Source organism: Novosphingobium taihuense (assembly GCF_007830315.1).
GTDB classification, from domain to species: domain Bacteria; phylum Pseudomonadota; class Alphaproteobacteria; order Sphingomonadales; family Sphingomonadaceae; genus Novosphingobium; species Novosphingobium taihuense.
Genome location: NZ_VLKJ01000004.1, coordinates 281,140 through 301,754, shown reverse-complemented (window position 1 = coordinate 301,754; position 20,615 = coordinate 281,140). Strand labels below are relative to the sequence as shown.

The 20,615-nt window shown below is 64.2% G+C and carries 24 protein-coding genes; 16 read left to right on the top strand and 8 right to left on the bottom strand.

The window, feature by feature from the left end; genetic code table 11:
• Positions 1-13 precede the first annotated feature (13 nt).
• Genes IQ25_RS10840 through IQ25_RS10820 form a run of 5 tightly spaced genes read left to right on the top strand, consistent with a single transcriptional unit; the run spans position 14 to position 3,807 of the window.
• Positions 14-1,036, top strand: coding sequence for a PhoH family protein (locus tag IQ25_RS10840; RefSeq protein ID WP_144905625.1), 1,023 nt, complete (start codon positions 14-16; stop codon positions 1,034-1,036).
• Positions 1,033-1,536 (top strand): rRNA maturation RNase YbeY, encoded by a 504-nt coding sequence (gene ybeY, locus IQ25_RS10835; RefSeq protein ID WP_144905623.1) that lies wholly within the window; start codon positions 1,033-1,035, stop codon positions 1,534-1,536. Before IQ25_RS10840 ends, ybeY begins: the two co-directional genes overlap by 4 nt.
• 20 nt (positions 1,537-1,556) lie before the next feature.
• A complete protein-coding gene (locus IQ25_RS10830; protein ID WP_144905621.1) occupies positions 1,557-2,510 on the top strand; it encodes a CBS domain-containing protein in 954 nt (317 codons plus the stop codon).
• Positions 2,511-2,519: 9 nt separating this feature from the next.
• Positions 2,520-3,401 (top strand): LysR substrate-binding domain-containing protein, encoded by an 882-nt coding sequence (locus IQ25_RS10825; RefSeq protein ID WP_144905619.1) that lies wholly within the window; start codon positions 2,520-2,522, stop codon positions 3,399-3,401.
• A gap of 10 nt (positions 3,402-3,411) precedes the next feature.
• Positions 3,412-3,807: a hypothetical protein gene (locus IQ25_RS10820; RefSeq protein ID WP_258537007.1), complete on the top strand. Its 396-nt coding sequence runs from the start codon at positions 3,412-3,414 to the stop codon at positions 3,805-3,807.
• Here the strand turns inward: IQ25_RS10820 and IQ25_RS10815 are convergent.
• The gene (locus tag IQ25_RS10815; protein ID WP_158637731.1) at positions 3,804-4,271 is read right to left on the bottom strand and encodes a gamma-glutamylcyclotransferase family protein; all 468 of its coding nucleotides are present in this window, start codon (positions 4,269-4,271) and stop codon (positions 3,804-3,806) included. The two genes, IQ25_RS10820 and IQ25_RS10815, sit on opposite strands and share 4 nt — an antisense overlap.
• A 7-nt stretch (positions 4,272-4,278) precedes the next feature.
• Entirely contained in the window at positions 4,279-5,058 is a 780-nt protein-coding gene (locus IQ25_RS10810) for an inositol monophosphatase family protein (RefSeq protein ID WP_144905615.1), read from the bottom strand.
• A gap of 165 nt (positions 5,059-5,223) precedes the next feature.
• Here IQ25_RS10810 and IQ25_RS10805 point away from each other — a divergent pair, with 165 nt between their 5' ends.
• Entirely contained in the window at positions 5,224-6,165 is a 942-nt protein-coding gene (locus tag IQ25_RS10805) for a helix-turn-helix domain-containing protein (RefSeq protein ID WP_144905613.1), read from the top strand.
• A gap of 40 nt (positions 6,166-6,205) precedes the next feature.
• Entirely contained in the window at positions 6,206-6,544 is a 339-nt protein-coding gene (locus IQ25_RS10800; RefSeq protein ID WP_144905611.1) for a hypothetical protein, read from the top strand.
• Positions 6,545-6,556: 12 nt separating this feature from the next.
• Here IQ25_RS10800 and IQ25_RS10795 read toward each other — a convergent pair whose 3' ends face one another.
• Positions 6,557-7,492 carry a ribose-phosphate pyrophosphokinase gene (locus tag IQ25_RS10795; RefSeq protein WP_144905609.1) on the bottom strand — a complete coding sequence of 312 codons (936 nt, stop codon included), beginning with the start codon at positions 7,490-7,492 and terminating at the stop codon, positions 6,557-6,559.
• 103 nt (positions 7,493-7,595) lie between these two features.
• Here IQ25_RS10795 and IQ25_RS10790 point away from each other — a divergent pair, with 103 nt between their 5' ends.
• The 3 genes from IQ25_RS10790 (at position 7,596) to gltX (ending at position 11,144) form a co-directional block, all read left to right on the top strand.
• The gene (locus tag IQ25_RS10790) at positions 7,596-9,263 is read left to right on the top strand and encodes an NAD+ synthase (protein ID WP_144905607.1); all 1,668 of its coding nucleotides are present in this window, start codon (positions 7,596-7,598) and stop codon (positions 9,261-9,263) included.
• Positions 9,264-9,340: 77 nt separating this feature from the next.
• Entirely contained in the window at positions 9,341-9,769 is a 429-nt protein-coding gene (locus IQ25_RS10785) for a hypothetical protein (protein WP_144905605.1), read from the top strand.
• Positions 9,770-9,815: 46 nt separating this feature from the next.
• On the top strand, positions 9,816-11,144 hold the full coding sequence (gene gltX / locus IQ25_RS10780) for a glutamate--tRNA ligase (RefSeq protein WP_144905602.1): 1,329 nt from the start codon (positions 9,816-9,818) through the stop codon (positions 11,142-11,144).
• Between the two features lie 61 nt (positions 11,145-11,205).
• On the opposite strand, the gene IQ25_RS10775 is transcribed toward gltX, so the two are convergent.
• Entirely contained in the window at positions 11,206-11,661 is a 456-nt protein-coding gene (locus IQ25_RS10775; protein WP_144905600.1) for a peptidylprolyl isomerase, read from the bottom strand.
• Positions 11,662-11,917: 256 nt separating this feature from the next.
• On the opposite strand from IQ25_RS10775, the gene mgtE reads away from it, so the two are divergent.
• The 3 genes from mgtE to IQ25_RS10755 all read left to right on the top strand — a co-directional run bounded on the left by mgtE (position 11,918) and on the right by IQ25_RS10755 (position 14,419).
• Entirely contained in the window at positions 11,918-13,363 is a 1,446-nt protein-coding gene (mgtE, locus tag IQ25_RS10770) for a magnesium transporter (protein ID WP_221236615.1), read from the top strand.
• A gap of 14 nt (positions 13,364-13,377) precedes the next feature.
• Positions 13,378-13,785, top strand: coding sequence for a DUF1489 domain-containing protein (locus IQ25_RS10765; protein ID WP_144905598.1), 408 nt, complete (start codon positions 13,378-13,380; stop codon positions 13,783-13,785).
• Between the two features lie 292 nt (positions 13,786-14,077).
• Complete coding sequence (locus IQ25_RS10755) at positions 14,078-14,419, top strand: helix-turn-helix transcriptional regulator (RefSeq protein ID WP_144905596.1); 342 nt, start codon at positions 14,078-14,080, stop codon at positions 14,417-14,419.
• Between the two features lie 2 nt (positions 14,420-14,421).
• Here IQ25_RS10755 and IQ25_RS10750 read toward each other — a convergent pair whose 3' ends face one another.
• The 4 genes from IQ25_RS10750 to IQ25_RS10735 are packed head-to-tail and all read right to left on the bottom strand — an operon-like array spanning position 14,422 to position 18,364.
• A complete protein-coding gene (locus IQ25_RS10750; protein ID WP_144905594.1) occupies positions 14,422-15,120 on the bottom strand; it encodes a DsbA family oxidoreductase in 699 nt (232 codons plus the stop codon).
• Positions 15,117-16,001 (bottom strand): NAD(+) diphosphatase, encoded by an 885-nt coding sequence (gene nudC, locus IQ25_RS10745; protein ID WP_144905592.1) that lies wholly within the window; start codon positions 15,999-16,001, stop codon positions 15,117-15,119. Before nudC ends, IQ25_RS10750 begins: the two co-directional genes overlap by 4 nt.
• Positions 16,001-17,296 (bottom strand): serine hydrolase domain-containing protein, encoded by a 1,296-nt coding sequence (locus IQ25_RS10740; RefSeq protein WP_144905590.1) that lies wholly within the window; start codon positions 17,294-17,296, stop codon positions 16,001-16,003. Before IQ25_RS10740 ends, nudC begins: the two co-directional genes overlap by 1 nt.
• Positions 17,297-17,299: 3 nt before the next feature.
• On the bottom strand, positions 17,300-18,364 hold the full coding sequence (locus IQ25_RS10735) for an A/G-specific adenine glycosylase (protein ID WP_144905588.1): 1,065 nt from the start codon (positions 18,362-18,364) through the stop codon (positions 17,300-17,302).
• 29 nt (positions 18,365-18,393) lie between these two features.
• On the opposite strand from IQ25_RS10735, the gene IQ25_RS10730 reads away from it, so the two are divergent.
• The 3 genes from IQ25_RS10730 (at position 18,394) to IQ25_RS10720 (ending at position 20,599) form a co-directional block, all read left to right on the top strand.
• Positions 18,394-18,975: a DUF721 domain-containing protein gene (locus IQ25_RS10730; protein WP_144905586.1), complete on the top strand. Its 582-nt coding sequence runs from the start codon at positions 18,394-18,396 to the stop codon at positions 18,973-18,975.
• The gene (locus IQ25_RS10725) at positions 18,972-19,691 is read left to right on the top strand and encodes a DsbA family protein (protein ID WP_144905584.1); all 720 of its coding nucleotides are present in this window, start codon (positions 18,972-18,974) and stop codon (positions 19,689-19,691) included. Before IQ25_RS10730 ends, IQ25_RS10725 begins: the two co-directional genes overlap by 4 nt.
• Before the next feature lie 158 nt (positions 19,692-19,849).
• Positions 19,850-20,599: a thioredoxin domain-containing protein gene (locus tag IQ25_RS10720; RefSeq protein ID WP_144905582.1), complete on the top strand. Its 750-nt coding sequence runs from the start codon at positions 19,850-19,852 to the stop codon at positions 20,597-20,599.
• Positions 20,600-20,615: the final 16 nt, after the last annotated feature.

Below are 20,615 nucleotides of genomic sequence, written 5' to 3'. Positions count from 1 at the left end.
CTGAAAGGAGCTCATGGCCCGGAAACTCCACCGCGCTGACGAAGCGCACCATCGCCCGGAAACGCCACACCGTCGCGCCCGGGTCGAAGTCGAGTTCGACGAACAAACCGTGCTCGGCGCACTGTTCGGCCAGTTCGACACCAATCTCGTGCAAATCGAGAACAGGCTTGGAGTTTACATATCGGCGCGCGGCAACCGCGTGCTGATCGAAGGGCCCGACGATGCCGTTGCGCGCGCGCGCGATGTGCTCAAGGGAATGCACCAGCGCCTTCTCTCGGGTCAGGAACTTGATGCCGGCGCGGTCGAGTCGCTCATCGCGATGAGTGTTGAGCCGACGCTTGAAGGTATCATCACCGGCGCCCCGGGTGGTGCTCCGCCGATCATGATCCGCACCCGCAAGAAAACGATCATTCCGCGCAGCCCGACGCAGATCGAGTACATGAAGGCGCTGATCAGCCATGACGTGATCTTTGCGCTTGGCCCGGCTGGCACCGGCAAGACCTACGTCGCCGTCGCGCAGGCCGTGGCGCAGCTCATTTCAGGCTCGGTGCAGCGGCTAATCCTCTCGCGTCCGGCCGTAGAGGCTGGCGAGCGGCTGGGCTTTCTTCCGGGTGACATGAAGGAGAAGGTCGATCCGTACCTGCGTCCGCTCTACGACGCGCTGTACGATTGCATGCCGCCCGAACAGGTTGAACGTCGCATCGCCAGCGGGGAGATCGAGATCGCGCCGATCGCCTTCATGCGCGGACGAACGCTGGCTGATGCCTTCGTGATCCTCGACGAAGCGCAGAACACCACACCTGCCCAGATGAAGATGTTCCTCACCCGCTTCGGCCAGAACAGCCGGATGGTGGTGTGTGGAGATCCCAAGCAGGTCGATCTTCCCGGCGGAGTCGGCGCAAGCGGCCTCAACGACGCGGTGCAGCGCCTCGAAGGCGTGGACGGCATCGCCACGGTACGGTTCAATACAGCCGACGTCGTCCGCCACCCCATCGTCGGCCGCATCGTCGAAGCCTATGAGGGGAAGGACGGTTGAGCGCACCGATCCTCGAAATCGACATCGACCCGATCTGGGGAGACGATACAGACTGGGAAGAACTGGCCAATCGTGCCGCTGAGGCAACCGGACAGATCGCGCCCGAACTCGCGCACGAAAACCTCCTCGTCAGCCTCGTCATGGCCGATGACGAGGAGGTCCATGCCCTGAACAAGCAGTGGCGGGCCAAGGACAAGCCAACCAACGTCTTGTCCTTCCCGATGCTCAGCCGCGAGGAAGTGCTGCACGCGGCGCGCGACACCGATGCACCCGGTATGCTTGGTGACCTCATCCTCGCCCATGGCGTCTGCTCGCGCGAGGCGGCGGAGAAAGGCGTGAGCGTCGAAGTTCACGCCACCCACCTGGTTGTCCACGGCCTGCTTCATCTGGCGGGCTACGATCATGAGCTTGGCGAGGCCGAGGCCGAGGAAATGGAGAATCTGGAGCGGAAGGCGCTTGCGCTCATGGGTATCGACGACCCATATGCGGTCGAAGACTGACCACCAGGGGGAATAAGACAGTGCCCGAGGGCAATGACTCGTCCGGCGAAAGCCGCTCGGGAGACGGAGACAGTAGCAGTCCCGCATTGTGGCGCGTGCTGTGGCGCGCGATCAGGGCCTTCTTCCGGGGCCCCGACCACGACCAGTCGCTGCGTGCGCAGATTGAAGAAGCAATCGACGAACACGAGGGCGAGGTACATCACCACAGCAAAGGCAACGGCGATCTTGTTCCGCTCGAACGCCAGATGCTGCGCAATCTGCTCCATTTCAGTGAACACGACGCTGATGACGTAGCCATCCCGCGGGGCGAGATCATCGCCATCCCGGCCGCAGCCTCGTTCGAGGAACTCGTCGCCGCCTTTGCGGAAAACGGCCACAGCCGCATGCCAGTCTACGGCGAATCGCTCGACGAGATCGTGGGAATGATCCACGTGAAGGACGTGTTCGCAATTGTCGCGGGGATGCTCCTTTCGGGCAAGCAGCCCCCGAAGGACTGGACCTCGTTGATGCGCCAGCCTCTTTTCGTACCGCAAGCACGGGGCGCGCTTGACGTATTGGCCGACATGCGCAGCCGCCGTACGCACCTTGCCGTGGTGATCGACGAGTATTCGGGAACCGATGGCATTATCACCATCGAGGACCTGGTCGAGGAGATCATTGGCGAGATTGAGGACGAGCACGACGATGCACCTCAGGAACTCCTGCGCCGGATCGATCCCGACACCTGGGATGCCGATGCGCGCGCAGAGCTCGATGACGTCGCGGAAACGGTCGATCCGAGGCTTGCGGAAGTGGAGGAAGACGTGGATACGCTCGGCGGTCTTGCCGTGGTACTGGCAGGTGAAGTGCCGCCAGTCGGGCGTGTTCTCGAACATGCCAGCGGATGGCTCCTGGAAGTGACAGGGGGCGACGAACGCCGCCTGACCCGCCTCAGGCTCCACGCGCCGCAGGCCGCAGAAACTGAAGCAGAATAGGACTAGACGATGATCCGCCGCCTTCCCCCACTGCGCTCGCTCGAGGCGTTCATACGCGTCGTGCGCGCAGGGTCGGCCAAGACGGCAGCGGCGGAACTGGCACTCAGCCCGTCAGCCCTGTCCCGCCGCCTCGGCGCGCTCGAGGAATTTGTCGGCAAGCCCCTGTTCGAGCGCAAGCATCAGGCCTTGAAGCTGACCGAGGAAGGCCAGCAGCTTTACGAAGCGGTCGCGCCCCTGATCGACGAGATGTCAGACCGGGTCGACCGCCTCATCGATACCGGCAAGGTCATGAGACTGCGTCTTGGCGTGCTGCCGCTCTTTGGCAGTCAGCGCCTTTTCCCGCGCCTTGGCGAACTGCGCAAGCTTCACCCTCAGCTTCATATCGACATCGACTCGGGCCATGCCGCAGAAACCAAGCTGGGCGACACAATCGACGCGGCCATCGTCCTGTCGGAGGGCCCTGACGCTGCGCTCCACTCGGTCCGCCTCGATCACAACCGCGTCCACGCGATCACCTCGCGCGAACTGGCAGCCGAACTCGGAGATCGCCCCGATCTGGCCAAGCTCTCGAAGCAGACGTTCCTCGTGCATAACGATCTGCCAGCAAGTTTCGAGGCGTGGAAGAAGGCGCTTCATCTTGAGAAGATGGAGCCCGCCGCGATCGACCATTTCGATTCGGGCCAGCTTATCCTCGAGGCGGCAGCCCAAGGCCTTGGCATCGCGATCATGCACGATGACCACTACCATCGCAGCCACGATTCGCGTCTTGCCCGATTATACGACATCGACGTCGACAGCCCCTATTCCTACTGGTTCGTCTGCCGTCCCCGCGCTCTGCAGTCGCGTCCGGTGCGCCTTTTCCACGACTGGATGCTGAAGGCCGGCCTGTGATGGCGAACCTGTGAAGCGCCGCCGCGCCATCGCGGTGAAGATCCATTGTCCGATCGCCGCTGAAACCCTGGCCGCGCTGATTGCGGGGGACCAAGCCACGCTGGAGCGTGATGCCACCGCCGCTGCGATTCTGGCCGTGATTCGTGCCGAAAATCCGCTTGGCGATTTCGATCTCTACAAGGGTGTCTGCGAGATTGCGCCAGGCTGGGAAAGCTTCCAGCCTGGCGCCGCTGCCAGACCAACGCTTGGCACTTCGGGCGAGCGCAGCCTGTCCCCGACCGCAATTCTCACGACTTATGCAGACGCCGGAGCCGATATCTCAGAGTCCTTGGCTGCGCTCATGGATGTACACCCGTGGGAAGTCCCGGTAATCGAACTGTCGGAAGTCGATCTGCTGGTTCGCTAACGCCGCCGGGCACCTTCAAGCCCGGCACCCAGCGCACGAAGCCTGCGATTGCGCAGGAACGCTGCAAAGTCTCCACCAGCGATGACGGGCAGCCCCGGATGCCATGCCCGGTTGTGGACATAGACCTGCGCCATGACCCAACCGCCGCTCGCAATCCGCACCCGCAGCGCTTTCCTCAGGTATTCGGATCGGGCGCTGGAGCGCGGATCGAAGTTCTCATAAGCATCCAGCAGGCGCAGTTGCCTTGCACTGAAGCTTCGACCCGAGCGGTAGATTCGCCCGACTACCCTGCCCGCCCCCTGCTGAAAAACTGGATACCATCCGTCGCCCGTGCGCACAGCCCGCAAACGACCGCGCAACGACGCACATTGCCCACCTTGCATCAGCGGCATCACCTGCTGTGCCACAGGATTGTCGTGGTCCCCGGTCAGCGTCCCGTAGAAGAAGAACCAGACGCCGCGCACGATACCCTCAGTGCCCGCAGGCCAGCGCCTCGACCACGTCCTCAAGCCGCGCCGGATCTCCCAGAGCGATCACGTGACCATCGGACCCGGCGTGCAATGGATCGCCGTTCCAATCTGCCATGGTGCCGCCTGCCCCTTCGACGATCGGTACGAGCGCTGCCCAGTCATGCAGCTTGAGCCCCGCCTCGCACACAACGTCGAGCTGGCCGGTCGCGAGCATCGCATAATTGTAGCAGTCGCCGCCCATGACCATGCGCTTGTGGTCGGTCTTGGCGGCAAGGCCCATGAAATGGCCGCCATCGTGATCGTCGAAGTAGTGTGGCCCCGTCGTCGCCAAGGTCGCGTCGGAAAGCTCACGGCACAGTCGCGTGCGCACCGGCTTGCCATTGAGCGTGGTCGGCTTGCCCATCGCACCGACCCAGCGCTCTCCGGTGATCGGCTGGTCCAGCACGCCCAGAACCGGAAAGCCTTCTACCACCAGCGCGATCAGTGTTCCAAAGATCGGCCGCCCGGCAAGGAAGCCCGCCGTCCCGTCGATCGGATCGAGCACCCAGCTGCGGCCAGACGTTCCCGCCGTCGAGCCGAATTCTTCGCCGATGATCGTATCGCGCGGGACTTCGGCGGTGAGAATGCGGCGCATGGCTTCCTCGGCCGCGCGGTCTGCCAGCGTCACCGGGGTTGAATCGCCCTTGCGCTCGGCGGCAACGGTGCGGAAATGCGGGCGGATCGCTGCAGCAGCAGCGTCGGCCAGGCGCATGGCGAGTGCGATGTCGTTTTCCAGCTTCATGCCCCGGCTCTGCCCTTCCCTCCGGGACAAGGTCAACCCGAAGTACGTAATTCGTCATTGGACAAAGACTGCATAGGAAATTTAAGGGGGGCGTGACGGTCGACACGCATGGACGAGTTGGGGGCAGCTAAAGTTCCGTGCATGGACAGACCCAGGGGGCATGGAATGAGTCGCAGCAACAGGCCGGGGGTCGACAGAGCGATCGTATCGCCGATCGCCACGCGCGACGGTCAACCGATCTCCTACAGCCGCGCACCAGCGGCTGACCTCGAACGATGGGTGGGACGGTTCTACGTCACGATTGTCGGCGCTCCGCCTGAACACCGCCTCGATTGCGGACTGCTCAGCGATTTTGCCAGCATTCGCATCCAGTTACGCGGAAAGTGGGAGGCGTTGACCGCCGACGGACTGCAACGGTCCGAACGCGCCGTCATGCTGTTCGGACCGCACTCGAAGCGCATGCCGATCAGCGTTACAGGCAGCTTCATCAGTGTCGGCGTGTTCCTCCGGCCTGGCGTTTGCCACGCTCTCAACGGCCCTGACATCGCAAAACTGACGGACCGGCTCGCCACCTTCAGCGATCTTGGAATGCCGGAAGATCGCTGGCTCAACCTGTTCCATCCTTCCGATTCGCCCGAAGACTGGGTCAAGGCCATGGAACACGAAATGCGCAGCCTGATCGCGGATCGCGCGGTGCGTGAGCCTGATCCGATTTCAGCACGGTTCGAGGCTGCCGCCTTCTCCGATCCCACCGTAAACATCTCAAAGCTGGCAAGCGACCTCGGCGTCGAACAGCGGCGTCTTGAACGGATCGTCCGGCGCGATTTCGGCATCACCCCCAAACAGGTGCTGAAACGCGCGCGCGCACTCGACATGGCCAGCCACTTGCGCGGTGTTGCAGACCATGACGAGGCCGAGGCAATCGCCCTGCGCTATTACGACCAGAGCCACCTGATCCGCGAATTCACCGCCCTGTTCGGCATGAGTCCGCGCCAGTTCGTTGACCGCCCCCAGCCTCTGATGACACTTGGCCTCGAAACCCGTCAGGCGCGCAGGCTCGAGGCCATTCGCAGGCTGGAACCGGGCGAAGTGAAGCCTTGGGAATGAGCGCCATTGCGCATGCCAAGCGCCCGGCCTAGTCCGGGGCATGGCCAGAGCTGACCGTCTCGAACGTCTCGACAAGCGCCGCTCCGAAATGGAAGCGGACTATCTCGCCGCGCTCATCGAAGCGCTTGAAGTGACCGCTGCCGGCAAGTGGGGCCTGTTTGACCACAATGCCGACAAGATCATGCGCGCCGCCACCGCGCCGGTGATCGAAAGCCTTACCGATCTTGCAGATGAGATTGCCGATGCACGCGAGGCCTTGTTCATGGAGCCTTTCACGCTCCACGACGAATTCATGGCATCCCGAGGGAAACCTGCTTCCAATGCCGTGGGCGAGCCGAAGCAGGCGCGCGCTTGGCTCGAGCGCCTGAAGAACGCCTGAGCGGTACTTCGATCAGTCGAACAAGCTGGAGACCGAGCTTTCGTCGGCAATGCGGCGCACAGCCTCGCCGATCAGCGGGGCAATCGTCAGCACGCGGATGCGGTCGGATGATGCGGTCGCCTCGGTCGGCATGATCGTGTCCGAGATCACCAGTTCCTTGAGCGCCGAATTGCTGACCCGCGCCACTGCGCCGCCCGAAAGGACGCCGTGGGTGATGTAGGCCGAAACGCCTGCCGCGCCCGCATCCATCAGCGCCTGCGCCGCGTTGCACAGCGTGCCGCCCGAATCGATGATGTCGTCGATCAGGATGCACATGCGGCCCTTCACGTCGCCGATGATGTTCATCACTTCGGACTGGCCCGGACGGTCACGGCGCTTGTCGACGATGGCCAGCGGCGCGTTGTTGAGACGCTTGGCCAGCGAACGGGCGCGGACCACACCGCCGACGTCCGGCGAGACGACCATCAGTTCCTGCGTGCCGTAGCGGGTCTGGATGTCGGCGGCCATGACGGGCGCGGCAAACAGGTTGTCGGTAGGAATGTCGAAGAAGCCCTGGATCTGCCCGGCGTGGAGGTCCACCGCCAGCACGCGATCGGCCCCGGCCTGGGTGATAAGGTTTGCAACCAGCTTCGCCGAAATCGGCGTGCGCGGGCCGGGCTTGCGGTCCTGGCGGGCATAGCCGAAGTAGGGGACGACCGCCGTGATGCGCTTTGCCGAGGCACGACGCAGCGCATCGATGCAGATCAGCAGTTCCATCAGGTTGTCGTTCGCAGGGTAGCTGGTCGACTGGACGACGAAAACGTCCTCGCCGCGCACGTTCTCGTGAATTTCGACGAAAACTTCCTCATCCGCAAAGCGGCGCACGCTGGCGTCGGTCAGCGGCATTTCGAGATAGGCCGAAATGGCGCGAGCGAGCGGCAGGTTCGAGTTGCCGGCCATGATCTTCATTGCGTGCGATTCCCTCGGATTCGATCCCCACCGCGCCCTTAGCCCAAGATGACAGGTTTGCAACTCTTGCAGCCCATGGGTTTTGCCGCCTAGTGGTTACAACATGTCCGATACGCTCCGCATCACCCTCGCCCAGCTCAACCAGTCGGTTGGCGATCTCGCTGCAAACGTCGCAGCCATGCTCGCCGTGCGCGAGAGCAATCCGGACTCGGACCTGATTGTCTATCCGGAGCTGATGCTGATCGGCTATCCGCCCGAAGACCTGATCATGAAGCCTGCGCTGATCGAACGCGCTGCGTCGGAACTCGAAAAGCTGGCCAGGGTCACCGCCGATGGCGGTCCCGCCATGCTGGTCGGTTCGGTCTTCATCCGCGATGGCGATCTGCACAACGGCGTCGCCCTGCTCGAAGGTGGCCGCATCGCCGCAACCCGCTTCAAATACGAACTGCCCAACTACGGCACCTTCGACGAGAAGCGCTACTTCATGCCCGGCCCCCTGCCAGAACCGGTGCTGTTCAAGGGCGCAATGCTCGGCCTGCCGATCTGCGAGGACATCTGGCACCCTGATGTCTGCCGCCACCTTGCCGAACTCGGCGCGGAAATCTTCATCTGCATCAACGGCAGCCCTTACGAGATCGACAAGGACGTGCTGCGCATCGATGGCGTGGCCAAGCGCCGCGCGATCGACACCGGCATCCCCCTCGCCTACCTCAACCGCGTCGGCGGGCAGGACGAGATCGTGTTCGATGGCGCCAGCTTCGTCGTCGGCCCGGAAGGTGCGCTGTGGGTGCAGATGCCGGACTGGGAAGAATCGGTCGTCACCACCGTATGGACGCAGACCGCGCGCGGCTCCGGCTCGCGCTGGCGGTGCGAGGCGGGAGAAGAGCACGAACTGGCCGAACATCCCGAAGACATCTACTGCGCGATGGTCATGGCCCTGCGTGACTATGTGAACAAGAACCGCTTCCCCGGTGTGGTCCTCGGCCTGTCAGGCGGCATCGATTCGGCGATCTGCGCGGCGATTGCAGTCGATGCGCTCGGGCCGGATCGCGTGTGGTGCGTGATGATGCCCAGCCGCTACACCAGCCAGGAAAGCCTCGAAGATGCCGAGGGTTGCGCCAACATGCTCGGCGTCCGCCTCGATACCGTGCCGATTGCGCCCGCCGTCGATGCCTTTGGCGACATGCTGGCCCCGGTGTTCACCGGCAAGCAGCCCGACCTCACCGAAGAGAACATCCAGTCCCGCATTCGCGGCGTGACGCTGATGGCGCTGTCGAACAAGTTCGGCCCCATGCTCGTCACCACCGGCAACAAGAGCGAGATGAGCGTCGGCTACGCCACGATCTATGGCGACATGAACGGCGGCTACAACCCGCTCAAGGACGCCTACAAGACCACCGTCTTCGCCGTCTCCGAATGGCGCAACGCGCATCGCCCCAAGATCGGCCTCGGTCCCGACGGCCCTGTCATGCCGCAGCGGATCATCACCAAGCCACCCAGCGCCGAACTGCGCCCCGACCAGAAGGACTCGGACTCGCTTCCGCCCTATGACGTGCTTGATGCCATTCTGGTGGGCCTTGTCGAGAACGAGAAAAGCGTCGACCAGATCGTGGCCGAAGGCCATGATCGCGCCACCGTCAGCCGCATCGAACGGCTCCTCAACATAGCGGAATACAAGCGCCGCCAGGCCCCTCCCGGCGTGAAGCTGGGTGCGCGCAACTATGGCCGAGACCGGCGTTATCCGATCACCCACGGTTTCCGGACAGGCTGAATTATTGCGAACGATTCGCATTGACCTGAGAGAAGGCGCGACCTAACTTGCGAATCGTTCGCAAGAAAGGATGTGCGATGCCGGCAGGCGAATCTTCAACCCGCTTCTCCGCCCTGATCGAAAGCATGGCGCGTCCGCAGGACGTGCGCGGCCTCTCGCTGAAAGGCCTGCACGTGACCATGGCCATGCGCCTTTGCGCGCTGTTCGATGCCGCCGGTCGCGATCCGGTACCCGACCTCGCCCGCCGTTACCGCAGCATCGAAGCGGCCTGCGCGGTCCACGGTCTGGTGATGACAATCAAGCAGGTCTGGCCCGAACCCTTCATGGTCAACCGCCCCTGCTGCCTTGCCATGACGCCGGACGAGGTCACGCTCGCTGCCCTCGCCCGCGCCGCCATCAGCGGCAGGCGCGAAGCCTTTTCCGAGGCGATCGCGGGCTTCGTCCGCGCCGAACGCCACGATGCACTCTACAACGCCACGATCCACGCCGTAGCCCTGATTCCGTGAGGACTCCGCCTTCCCCTTGATTGAGTGGCGCGCTAGGGGAGCGCCCATGACCACAGTAACCCGCTTCGCCCCCTCGCCCACCGGCAAGCTCCACGTCGGCAACGTCCGCACCGCGCTCCACAACTGGCTGCTGGCGAAGAAGACCGGCGGCAGGTTCCTGCTGCGCATCGACGACACCGATGCCGAACGCAGCCGCGAGGACTACGTCGAGGCGATCCGCGCCGATCTGGCATGGCTGGGCCTGACCTACGACGGCGAGGAACGCCAGTCCCTGCGCACCGATCGCTACGAGCGTGAGTTCCAGCGTCTCGTCGAACAGGGGCGCATCTACCGCGCCTACGAAACCGCGCAGGAACTCGACCTCAAGCGCAAGATCCTGCTCGGCCGCGGCCTTCCGCCGATTTACGACCGCGCCGCGCTCAAGCTCACCGAAGCCGATCACGAAGCGAAGACTGCTGCTGGCGAAAAGCCGCACTGGCGTTTCCTGCTCAACCACGACCAGCCGATCACGTGGGAAGACGGCATCCGCGGCCCCCAGAACTTCGATCCACGTCAGATGTCCGACCCGGTGATCCGCCGTGCGGACGGCTCCTGGCTCTACATGCTTCCCTCGGCGATCGACGACATCGCGATGGGCATCACCGACGTCCTGCGCGGCGAAGACCACGTCTCCAACACTGCCACGCAGATCCAGATGTTCACCGCATTGGGCGCCACGCCGCCGCGATTTGCCCATGAAGCCCTGCTGACCGGGAGCGAAGGCAAGCTGTCCAAGCGCCTCGGCGCATTGGGCATGGCCGATTTCCGCGAACAGGGCATCGAGCCCGAGGCAATCATTGCGCTGCTCGCACGCCTCGGCACCTCCGATCCGGTCGACGCTACGCTTGATGCGGCCGCGCTCGCAGAGACTTTTGACCTGTCCCGCTTTGGTCGCGCTCCTGCTCGCTTCGATGAGGCCGACCTCCACCGAGTCAACGCCCAGATCGTCCATCGCCTGCCTTACGGACGCGTCGCGCACCTACTGCCCGAAGGCATGGGCGAGCGCGCATGGGACGCAATCCGCCCCAACCTCGCCCACATCGACGAAGCGCGCGACTGGTGGCAGGTCATCACCGGACCGATCGCCGCCCCTGCGTTCGATGATGAAACCCGCGCTTTCCTCACGCAGGCTGCCGAGATCGCTGCCGGGCTAGACTGGTCGGCCGACCCATGGCGCGCCCTGACCGGAGCGCTCAAGGAAAGCACCGGCCGCAAGGGCAAGATGCTCTTCCTCCCCCTGCGTCAGGCGCTGACCGGTCACGATCACGGACCCGAAATGGCGGCCCTCCTGCCGCTGATAGCCCAAGGCGAGGCCGTGCGGCGGCTCGCTTCCTGACAAGAAAAAGGGGCGGTAGCCAATCGGCCCCGCCCCTCTCCAATTCAGTCGTCCAATCCGATCAGGCGGCAACAACGCTCGCCTTGCGGATCACGCCCGGGTTTGCCGGCGGCTCGCCCTTGGGCAGCGCGTCGATCAGGTCCATGCCGCTCTCGACCTGGCCCCAGACGGTGTACTGCTTGTCGAGGAAGCGCGCGTCATCGAAGCAGATGAAGAACTGGCTGTTGGCCGAGTGCGGATAGCTGGTGCGGGCCATCGAGCACACACCGCGAACGTGCGGTTCGGCGTTGAATTCGGCCTTGAGGTCCGGCTTGTCCGAACCGCCCATGCCGGTTCCCTGCGGACAACCGCCCTGCGCCATGAAGCCGGGGATCACGCGATGGAACTTCACGCCATCGTAGAAGCCTTCGCCGGCCAGTTCCTTGATCCGCTCGACATGGCCAGGGGCCAGATCGGGGCGCAGCTTGATCACGACATCGCCGGAGTCGAGCGTGAGGACCAGTTTTTCGTCAGCCATTGGTAGCAATCCTTGCTTGTTTGCGCGCCGATATAAGGGCTGAAAAAAGAAAGTCACGCGTATCCGCTTTGGTCGGGCGGCACCGGCCCGCTCCCCCACCCGGCCGCCCACGAGAGTATCCTGAATGGGTGGCCGGGTGGGGGAGCGGGCCGGTGCCGAAAGCCGGAGACGGATGTCTTGGGCGCACTCCCAAATAAACTCACGCATAGGTCTGCTAGGCGGTTGCAATTGACGCCTCAGGGGTTAACCCGCCCCCATGGAGCGCGACGAGGACCTCATCGAATCCTACGCCCCCGACGTGGACGATGCGCCCGCGCCGGTCGAGCTAGCGCGCAATTCCGAAAGCCTTGACGAAGAAGACAATACCCTTCGTCCCGGCTTCGTGCGCAAGGTTGCCGAAGCGCTCGAAGCGGGCGACGACGAGACCGTCTACAATCTCGTAGAACCGCTCCACCCCGCAGACATCGCCGACCTTTTCGAGCTGATCGACCGGGATGACCGCGTAACCCTCGCCCGCGCGATCAACGACCTGATGGGCGGCGAAGTCCTTGCCGAGCTCAACGATCACGTCCGCGAACTGCTGGTGGAGGAGCTCGAGCCCGAAGAGGTCGCCGACCTTGCCGAGCAGATGGAGACGGATGATGCCGTCGCCCTGATCGAAGACCTTGACGAGGAAGACCAGCAGGCCGTCCTCGCCGAGATGGAGCCGGAAGACCGCGCTGCCATCGAATCGGCGCTCTCGTATCCGGAAGAAACCGCCGGCCGCTTGATGAGCCGCGACCTGATCGCGGTGCCCGAGGCAATGACCGTGGGCGACCTGATCGATTACCTGCGGCGCGACGACGAACTGCCCACCGAATTCTGGGAAGTGTTCATCGTCGATCACAAACACCATCCGGTCGGCACCTGCAGCCTCTCGTGGATCCTGCGCGCGCCGCGCAGCGTGCCGCTGGCCGACGTGATGAAGCGCGACCAGACTCTGATCCCGGTCTCGATGGATCAGGAAGAAGTCGCGCTGCGCTTCCAGAAGTATGCGCTGATCTCGGCTGCCGTGGTTGACGAAAGCGGGCGTCTCGTCGGCCAGATCACCGTCGACGACATTGTCCACATCATTCAGGAAGAGGCGAGCGAGGACATCCTGCGTCTGTCCGGTGCAGGCGATGGCGACATCAACGAGCCGATCCTGCTGACGGTCCGCACGCGCCTCACGTGGCTGGTGGTGAACCTCGGCACCGCGATCATCGCATCGTCGGTCGTCGGTCTGTTCCAGGGCGCAATTGCCAGGCTTGCTCTCCTCGCCGTGCTCATGCCCATCGTTTCAGGCATGGGCGGCAATGCCGGGACACAGACACTGGCAGTGGTCGTCCGCGCCATCGCCACGAACCAGTTGACCAGTTCCAACACCGTGCGCATGATCCTGCGCGAATTGCGCATAGCCGCCACCAACGGTGCCGCTCTCGGCCTGCTGATCGGCGGTGGCACTGCGCTGATGTTCGGCAACCCGCTGCTGGGCGCAGTGATCGGCTCGGCCATGGTCATCAACAACCTGGTCGCTGGCCTTGCCGGAATCATGGTCCCGGTCACACTCGATCGCCTCAAGGTGGATCCGGCTGTCTCTTCGGCCGTATTCGTGACGATGGCGACCGATGTCATGGGCTTCTTCTCGTTCCTCGGCCTCGCTGTGTTGAGCGGTCTGGCCTAGTTCGGAAGAAGATCATGCCCCTGCATATGACCAAGGTGGCCTACGGAGCCCAGTCGCTCGCTGAGATCCACGAGTGGTTCTCCGCCGAAGGCCGACGGGGCGGCGCCAAGTACGCGTACCTCACCACCCGCAACCGCCCCAAGCGCGCCGAGGAAATGATTGGCGGCTCGCTTTACTGGATTCACAAGCACCAGCTTGTCGCCCGCTCGGAAATCGTCGGGTTCGAGGAAGCCGAAGGCGGGCGTACCAATATCGTCGTCAGCACGAAGCTGGTTGAAGTCCACCCCAAACCCCGGCGCGCTCACCAAGGCTGGCGCTATCTGGAAGAAGCCGACGCGCCCGCCGACCTGGGTGAAGGAGAAGCAGGCGAAGTCCTGCCCGCACAGATCGCCTCGGAGCTAGCGAAGCTGGGGCTGGTGTAGTCCTTGACTACTATGTAGCCATGCGCTACAAAGCGCTGTGAAGGCGATAACCTACACACGCGCTGCGATCCGGTCGCTCAGGCGGATGCCCCCCAACGAATCCGCACGCGTAATAGACAAGATTGAGCTATACGCGACAGACCCTTCTGCGCTAGCCAACAACGTCAAGGCCTTGAAAGGTCGTAATGGCATCCGGTTGAGAGTAGGCGATTGGCGCGTAATCATGGAAGACGGCGTCATTCTGGCCGTGCTTTGGTGTGCGCGGGTCGATCTATGACTGATGGAGGCAGACATGGGTGAGATGATCACCATCCCGCTTGATGAGTATCAGGCCCTGCGTCACGCGGCGGAGGAATTGGGCGACTTGCGCGCTTTTGACCGCGCCAAGATGGCCATCGCTTCTGGTGACGATGAACTCGTTCCTGCCGAAACGCTCAGGCGCCTGCTAGCGGGCGAAGCTCCCTTGCGCGTCTGGCGCAAATTGCGAGGACTGACGCAGTCCGCACTCGCCCGGGCATCAGGTGTGAACCGCGTCCAGATCGCAGATATCGAAGCGGGTCGCCGAAAGGGCTCGCTCGAAACCGCCCGCAAGCTGGCGGACGCCCTTGGCGTTTCCATCGACGATCTGGCCTGACCTCAAGCCTTCCCGGCAGCCTCGCGAGCCAAAACCTTCCGGATCAGGTCGGCATAGACTTGAGGCTCCTGCGCCCCCGGCACGATGAGCTTGCCGTTGATCACCACCGCCGGAACGCCGGTCACGTTCCAGTCCCAAGCCTGCCGCTCCTCAGTCGTCACGATCGCGTCAAGCTGCGGGTCGATCAGAGCCTGCAGCGCGTTCAGCCGCGGCAAGCCTATGGCTTCTGCAACTTCGGCCAGCACTTCGGGATCTGACACGTTCCTCCGCGCCTTGAAGTGCGCATCGAACAGGGCACGCTTGAGATCCACCTGCCGCCCCGGCCCGTAATCGCGCAAGGCCCAGGTCAGCAGCCGATGCGCCATCCGAGTGTTCCACATCATCGCAGGGGGCGCTTCGCCCTCTCCGGTGTAGTCGAACGAATAGCCTGCACGCTCGGCCGCACCCTTCAGCGTCTCGCGCACCCCTGCCGACTGTTCCGGTGTTCGGCCATATTTGCGCTGAATGTGAGCGGACTGCTCCTCACCTTCCTCGGGCATGTCGGGGTTCAGCTCGAAAGGATGGAAGCGAACTGTCGCGTCCACTTCCCCCGCCATTCCGGCCAGTGCCTTGTCGAGCTGCTTCAGCCCGATCACGCACCACGGGCACATCACGTCCGACCAGATGTCGAGAGTGACCTTGGCTGGCGTGGAAGCCGTCATTGCGACAGCCACCACTTGAGCAGATGGTGCGCTACGGCAAAGGGTGGCGGGGCGATGAATGCGCCATCCTCGGCCCCGCTCATGGCGTAGCGAACCTCCTCACGCGTGAACCATCGGGCATCGTCAAGTTCGGTCGCGTCGATCGTGATCTCGCGCTGCGTGGTGAAGGCATGGCACGCGATCATCAGCGATGACGGGAACGGCCAGGGCTGGCTCGCCACGTAATCGACGACGTCGACCTTGATCCCTGCTTCTTCCAGCACCTCGCGCCGCACCGCGTCTTCCAGTCCCTCGCCCGGTTCTACGAAGCCTGCCAGCGCCGAAAAGCGCCGTGGCGGAAAGCGTGGCTGACGGCCAAGCAGCAACTCGCCCTCGCACTCCACGGTCATGATCGTCACCGGATCGACGCGCGGGAAGTGTTCGGCCTTGCAGGCATCGTTGGTGCATGTCCGCTGCCAGCCGCCCTTTGCCAGCTTCGTTGCCGAACCGCACCGCGCGCAGAAGCGGTGCCGCGCATGCCAGTCCACCAGACTGCGCGCACCGCCATAGATCGAAAGATCACCGGGCGTGAGCGATCCCATCGCTGCCCACAGGCGCGGATTTGGCGGCGCAACGCTGCCCATGATCGCCGGAGTCACTTGCGCAAAGCATCCGCGCCCGTCCTCGCTAAGTCCAAGGAACACCAGCTCCGCATCAGGGTCGGCATCGGCCAGCGTGCCCCAGTCGAGCCCGCCATCGGGCGCGATCACCGGGTCGATCCCCTCAAGCTTCAGCAGCCGGGCGCGCCAGTTCATCAGGCTGCCGAGCTTGTCGGCATCGCCCCGGATATGGTCGGCGCGGTCGAGCCCGCCGCCCGCAAATGCAATCGTCGTAGTGTCCATCAGGCTGCGGCCTTCTTCCCCGTTACGTCGGCCAGCACGGCCTGCGCGAATTCCCTGTGCACCGGATAGGCTTCCGAAGGCATGTACTGGGTGTAGACCCCCGCGCGCAGCCCCACCCGGTAATTGACGAAGCCGACGGTCCCTGCCGCCCCCGCCCAGCCATAAGTCCCGGCATCGACGCCCAGCCCCACCGAGCCGCCTGCGCCAAAGCCGTTGCCCTTGATGAAGGACTGCGAAAGGTCGGTACCCTCGGGCAGGAGATTGCTTGTCCCCAGCCGGACAGCCGCCTCACTCATCACCTGCGTGCCGTCTATCTTCCCGAAGCCCAGCAGCATCCGCAGGAAGCGATCATAGTCGCGAGGGCTTGATACCAGCCCTGCCCCGCCGAACGGGTAGGGCGGCTGATCGAGATAGATCGAGGCTTTTGCCGGATCGACCGGAAACAGCATGCCACCCACCGCGGCATAGTTGGTGGTCAGCCGCCCGACCTCGCTTGCGGGCACGCGGAACCACGTGGAACTCATTCCGCAAGGTCCGAACACCCGCTCGGCCAAGAATGCATCGAACGGCTTGCCCGAGGCGACCTCGATCACCCGTCCCAGCAGGTCAAGCCCGACCGAATAGCTCCACACGCTCCCCGGTTCATAGACCAACGGCATCGTTGCGAGCACATCGGCAAACTCGGCCAGGCTCTTCAACGGCTTGGGCGCGTCCATCCCGGGCATCGGCATCCGGCTCGCTTGCCCCGGCACCAGTCCTGCCTTGATATAGGCGTCCTTGATCGGCCCCTTCTGGATGATCGAATAGCCAAGGCCCGCCGTATGCGTCAGCAGATGACGCACGGTGATCTGGCCCCTTGCCGGACGCAGATCCGTCAGCGAGCCGTCCGGCGTCACCTGCACCTGCATCTTGCCGAACGCTGGCAACAGGTCGGCAATCGGCTGGTCGAGCCGCAGCTTGCCCTCGTCCACCAGCATCATCGCCGCCATCCCGGTGATCGGCTTTGTCATCGAATAGATGCGGAACAGGCTGTCCATGTCGACCGGCAGCGCCAGCCCCTTGGCCAGCGTCCCGCGTGCAATGTCCAGCGGTGCCTCGCCCGCACCCCAGCCCAGCGCCGCGATCATCCCTGGCAGCTTGCCCGAGGAAACATAGCCATCGAGCATCGCCGTCACCGCCGGAAACCGCGCCTCTGCCGCCGCGCTTGCCCAGGCCATGCGCGGGAGCAAAGCACTCCCCGCCACCAGTCCCAGCGATCCGATGAATCCCCGCCGCGAAACCGCCATTCTTTGCATGTGTCAGTCTATCCTCTCGGCAATCGCCAGCCGCGCCGCCTTGGCGAACACGGTCGGCAATCCGGCGGCCTCGATCGTTTCGACCGGCCACCATTCTCCCTCGGGCAGACTAACCGCTTGTGCCTGAACCGAAAGCATCAATTGCAATTCGAGATCGAAATGCGTGAACCCGTGGCGGACGATCCCGCCCGCGCGCCATTGCCCCTCCAGCGCCTCTGCCCCATCGCCCCGTGCCGACCAGCCGTCGTCAGGTAGCGCGCGCATTCCGCCCAGCATTCCGCGTCCCGGCCGCTTGATCAGCAGCACCTTGCCTTCGCGCTCGATCCAGTAGGCCCGCCCCTGCCGCACCGGTTTGGCCTTCTTCGCCGCCTTCACCGGCAAGCGCTCGGGCGATCCCTCTGCATAGCCCCGGCACACCTCGCGCAAGGGACACAGCATGCAGCGCGGGCTTCTGGCGGTGCAGATCGTCGCGCCAAGGTCCATCATCCCTTGCGCGAAATCCCCCGCCCGCTCGTCCGGCGTGACCTGCCCTGCCGCGAAACGGATCGCCGCCTTGCCCGCTGGCAATGGCTCGTCGATCGCGAAGAGCCGCGCCACAACGCGCTCGACGTTCGCATCGACCACCACCGCGCGCCGCCCGAAGGCAATCGCCGCCACGGCAGCCGCCGTATAGTCTCCCAGCCCCGGAAGCTCCCGCAAGGCCGCCTCGGTATCGGGAAATGCCCCGCCCATTGCCGCCACCGCGCGCGCGCAGGCCAGCAGGTTGCGCGCCCGGGCATAGTACCCCAGTCCCGCCCAGGCCGCCATGACATCGGCATCGTCCGCCGCCGCGAGATCGGCCACAGTCGGCCAGCGTTCGGTGAATTTCGCGAAATACGGCCCCACCGCCGCCACCGTCGTCTGCTGCAGCATCACTTCGGAGAGCCAGACCTTGTAAGGGTCCTGCCGCTCTTCCCCCGGCAAACTGCGCCACGGCAGCCGCCGCGCATTGGCATCGTACCACGCCAGCAAAGCCGGGGCGATTGCCTCGGTATCGAACGACTTTGCGGCTTCCTCTCTGGCTTGCATCGCGCACCTATGGCATGGCGCGAAGCGATATGGAAAGCACCCCTTCGGACGCGCCCAAACGCAAACCCCGCCCGGCAACGAAAGCGGGGGCAAAGGCCGATGCGGGCAGGCTGTACGAGCGCCCCCGTGGCGGCGAAGCGCGCCAGATCGCCGATCTCATGCCCGCAATCGGCCGTACTGCCTTCCGCCGTTTCGGCTTCGTGCAATCGAGCGTCGTCACCCGCTGGCCCGAGATCGTGGGCGAACGGCACGCCCGCAATTGCATGCCTGAATCGATCCGCTTTCCACCGGGCGAGAAGACCGAAGGCATTCTCCAGCTTGTCGTCAGCCCTGCCCATGCGCCGATGATCCAGCACGTCACGCCCGAAATCATCGAGCGGGTGAACCGCTTCTTCGGCTATCGCGCCGTGGCCAAGGTCAAGATCCGGCAAGGCGCTGTTCAGGCACCAAAGCCCAAGGATCAGCTGCGCGCGGCGCCCCCTTCATTGAAGCCCATTCCGATGGAGCTGGGGGATTCGCTGCGCGACATCGGCGATCCGGAACTGCGCACCGTTCTGGAATCGCTGGCGCGCAGTCTTGATAGTGCAACCGGGGGGAAGAAAGTCGGATGATCCGCAAGCTCGTCACAGCCGCAATTGCTGCCACAGCGCTCATTGCATCGGGCTCGTTCGGCCAGCCTGCGAAAAAGGCGCCGCCGCGCCCTGCTGGCGGCCTCAATTGGGCCGTCACCAGCACGGCCACGCCCGAAGGCAACCACCTGCTCGGCAATCCTGCGGCCAAGCTGCGCCTGATCGAATTCGTCAGCTACACCTGCCCGCACTGCTCGCATTTCGAGACCGAGTCCGAAGGCCAGCTCAAGATCGGCATGATCGCGCCGGGCAAGGGCGCGGTCGAGGTGCGCAATTTCGTGCGCGATCCGGTCGACATGACCGTGGCGCTGATCACCAACTGCGCCCCGCCCAGCCGCTTCTTCCAGCTGCACACTGCGTTCATGCGCCTGCAGCCGCAGTGGATCGGCCCGCTCACGAACTCAACCGAAGCGCAGCGCCAGCGCTGGTTCACCGGCCCCTTCGCCACCCGCACCCGCGCCATCGCCAGTGATTTCAAGTTTTACGAGTTCATGGCTGCTCGCGGCATGAACCGCCAGACGATGGACCGCTGCCTTGCCAACGAGGCGCTGGCCAAAAAGCTGGCAAAGCAGACCGATTACGCCTCCGAAACCCTCGGCGTCACCGGTACCCCAAGTTTCATGATCGACGGCATCCTGCTCGCCGGCACCCACGACTGGGACAGCCTGCGCCCCCAGATCCTCGCCAGGATGAACTGATTCGCCGCTCTTCCCCCCTCTCGCTAGCGGGAGGGGTCGGGGGTAGGCATGGAGCCCAGAGACTGCTCATCCACACCCCCGCCATCGCGGCCCTTCAAACCCTCGCCACAATCCGCTAGCGTCCGCGCAAACCGCATGAACACGGGAATCTCCAGACGATGAACTTCGCCCGCGCCCTTCTCCTCGCCACTCTGCCGCTGACCCTCGGCCTCGCCGCCTGCGACAAGAAGGACGCTGCTGCCACCGGCGAAGTGGCAAGCTCCGAACCCATCGCCAAGGTTCCGGCACCTGCGGGCACCTCATGGACCGAGACCTTCTCGGCCACGCCAGAGGGCGGCTACCTGATGGGCAACCCCAACGCGCCGATCAAGCTGATCGAATTCGGCGCGCTTTCGTGCTCGCACTGCGCCGAGTTCTCGGAAAAGGGCTTCCCCAAGCTGCGCGATGAATACATCGCCTCGGGCCGCGTTTCCTACGAACTGCGCCTGTTCCTCCTGAACGCGCTCGACATGCCAGCTGTGCTGCTTGCCACTTGCGGCGCGCCTGAAGCTGTCATCCCGCTCTCCGAACAGTTCTGGGCCTGGCAGCCCAACATGTTCACCAACCTGCAGAAGGATGAAGCCGCCTTCCAGCAGATCCAGAACCTGCCTGTCGACAAGCGCTTTGCCGGCATCGCCCAGCTCGGCGGGATGAGCGAATTCTTCGCCTCGCGCGGCATCGCAGCAGCACAGGGTTCCACCTGCCTGGCTGACAGCGCCAAGGCCACCAAGCTCGCCGCAACCAACGAGCAGTGGAGCAAGGAGTTCGACATCACCGGTACGCCCACCTTCTTCCTCAACGGTAGCAAGACCGGCGTTGCCAGCTGGCAGGAACTCGAGCCGATGCTGCAGAAGGCCGGCGCGCGCTAAGGCCGCCGGGGGCAAG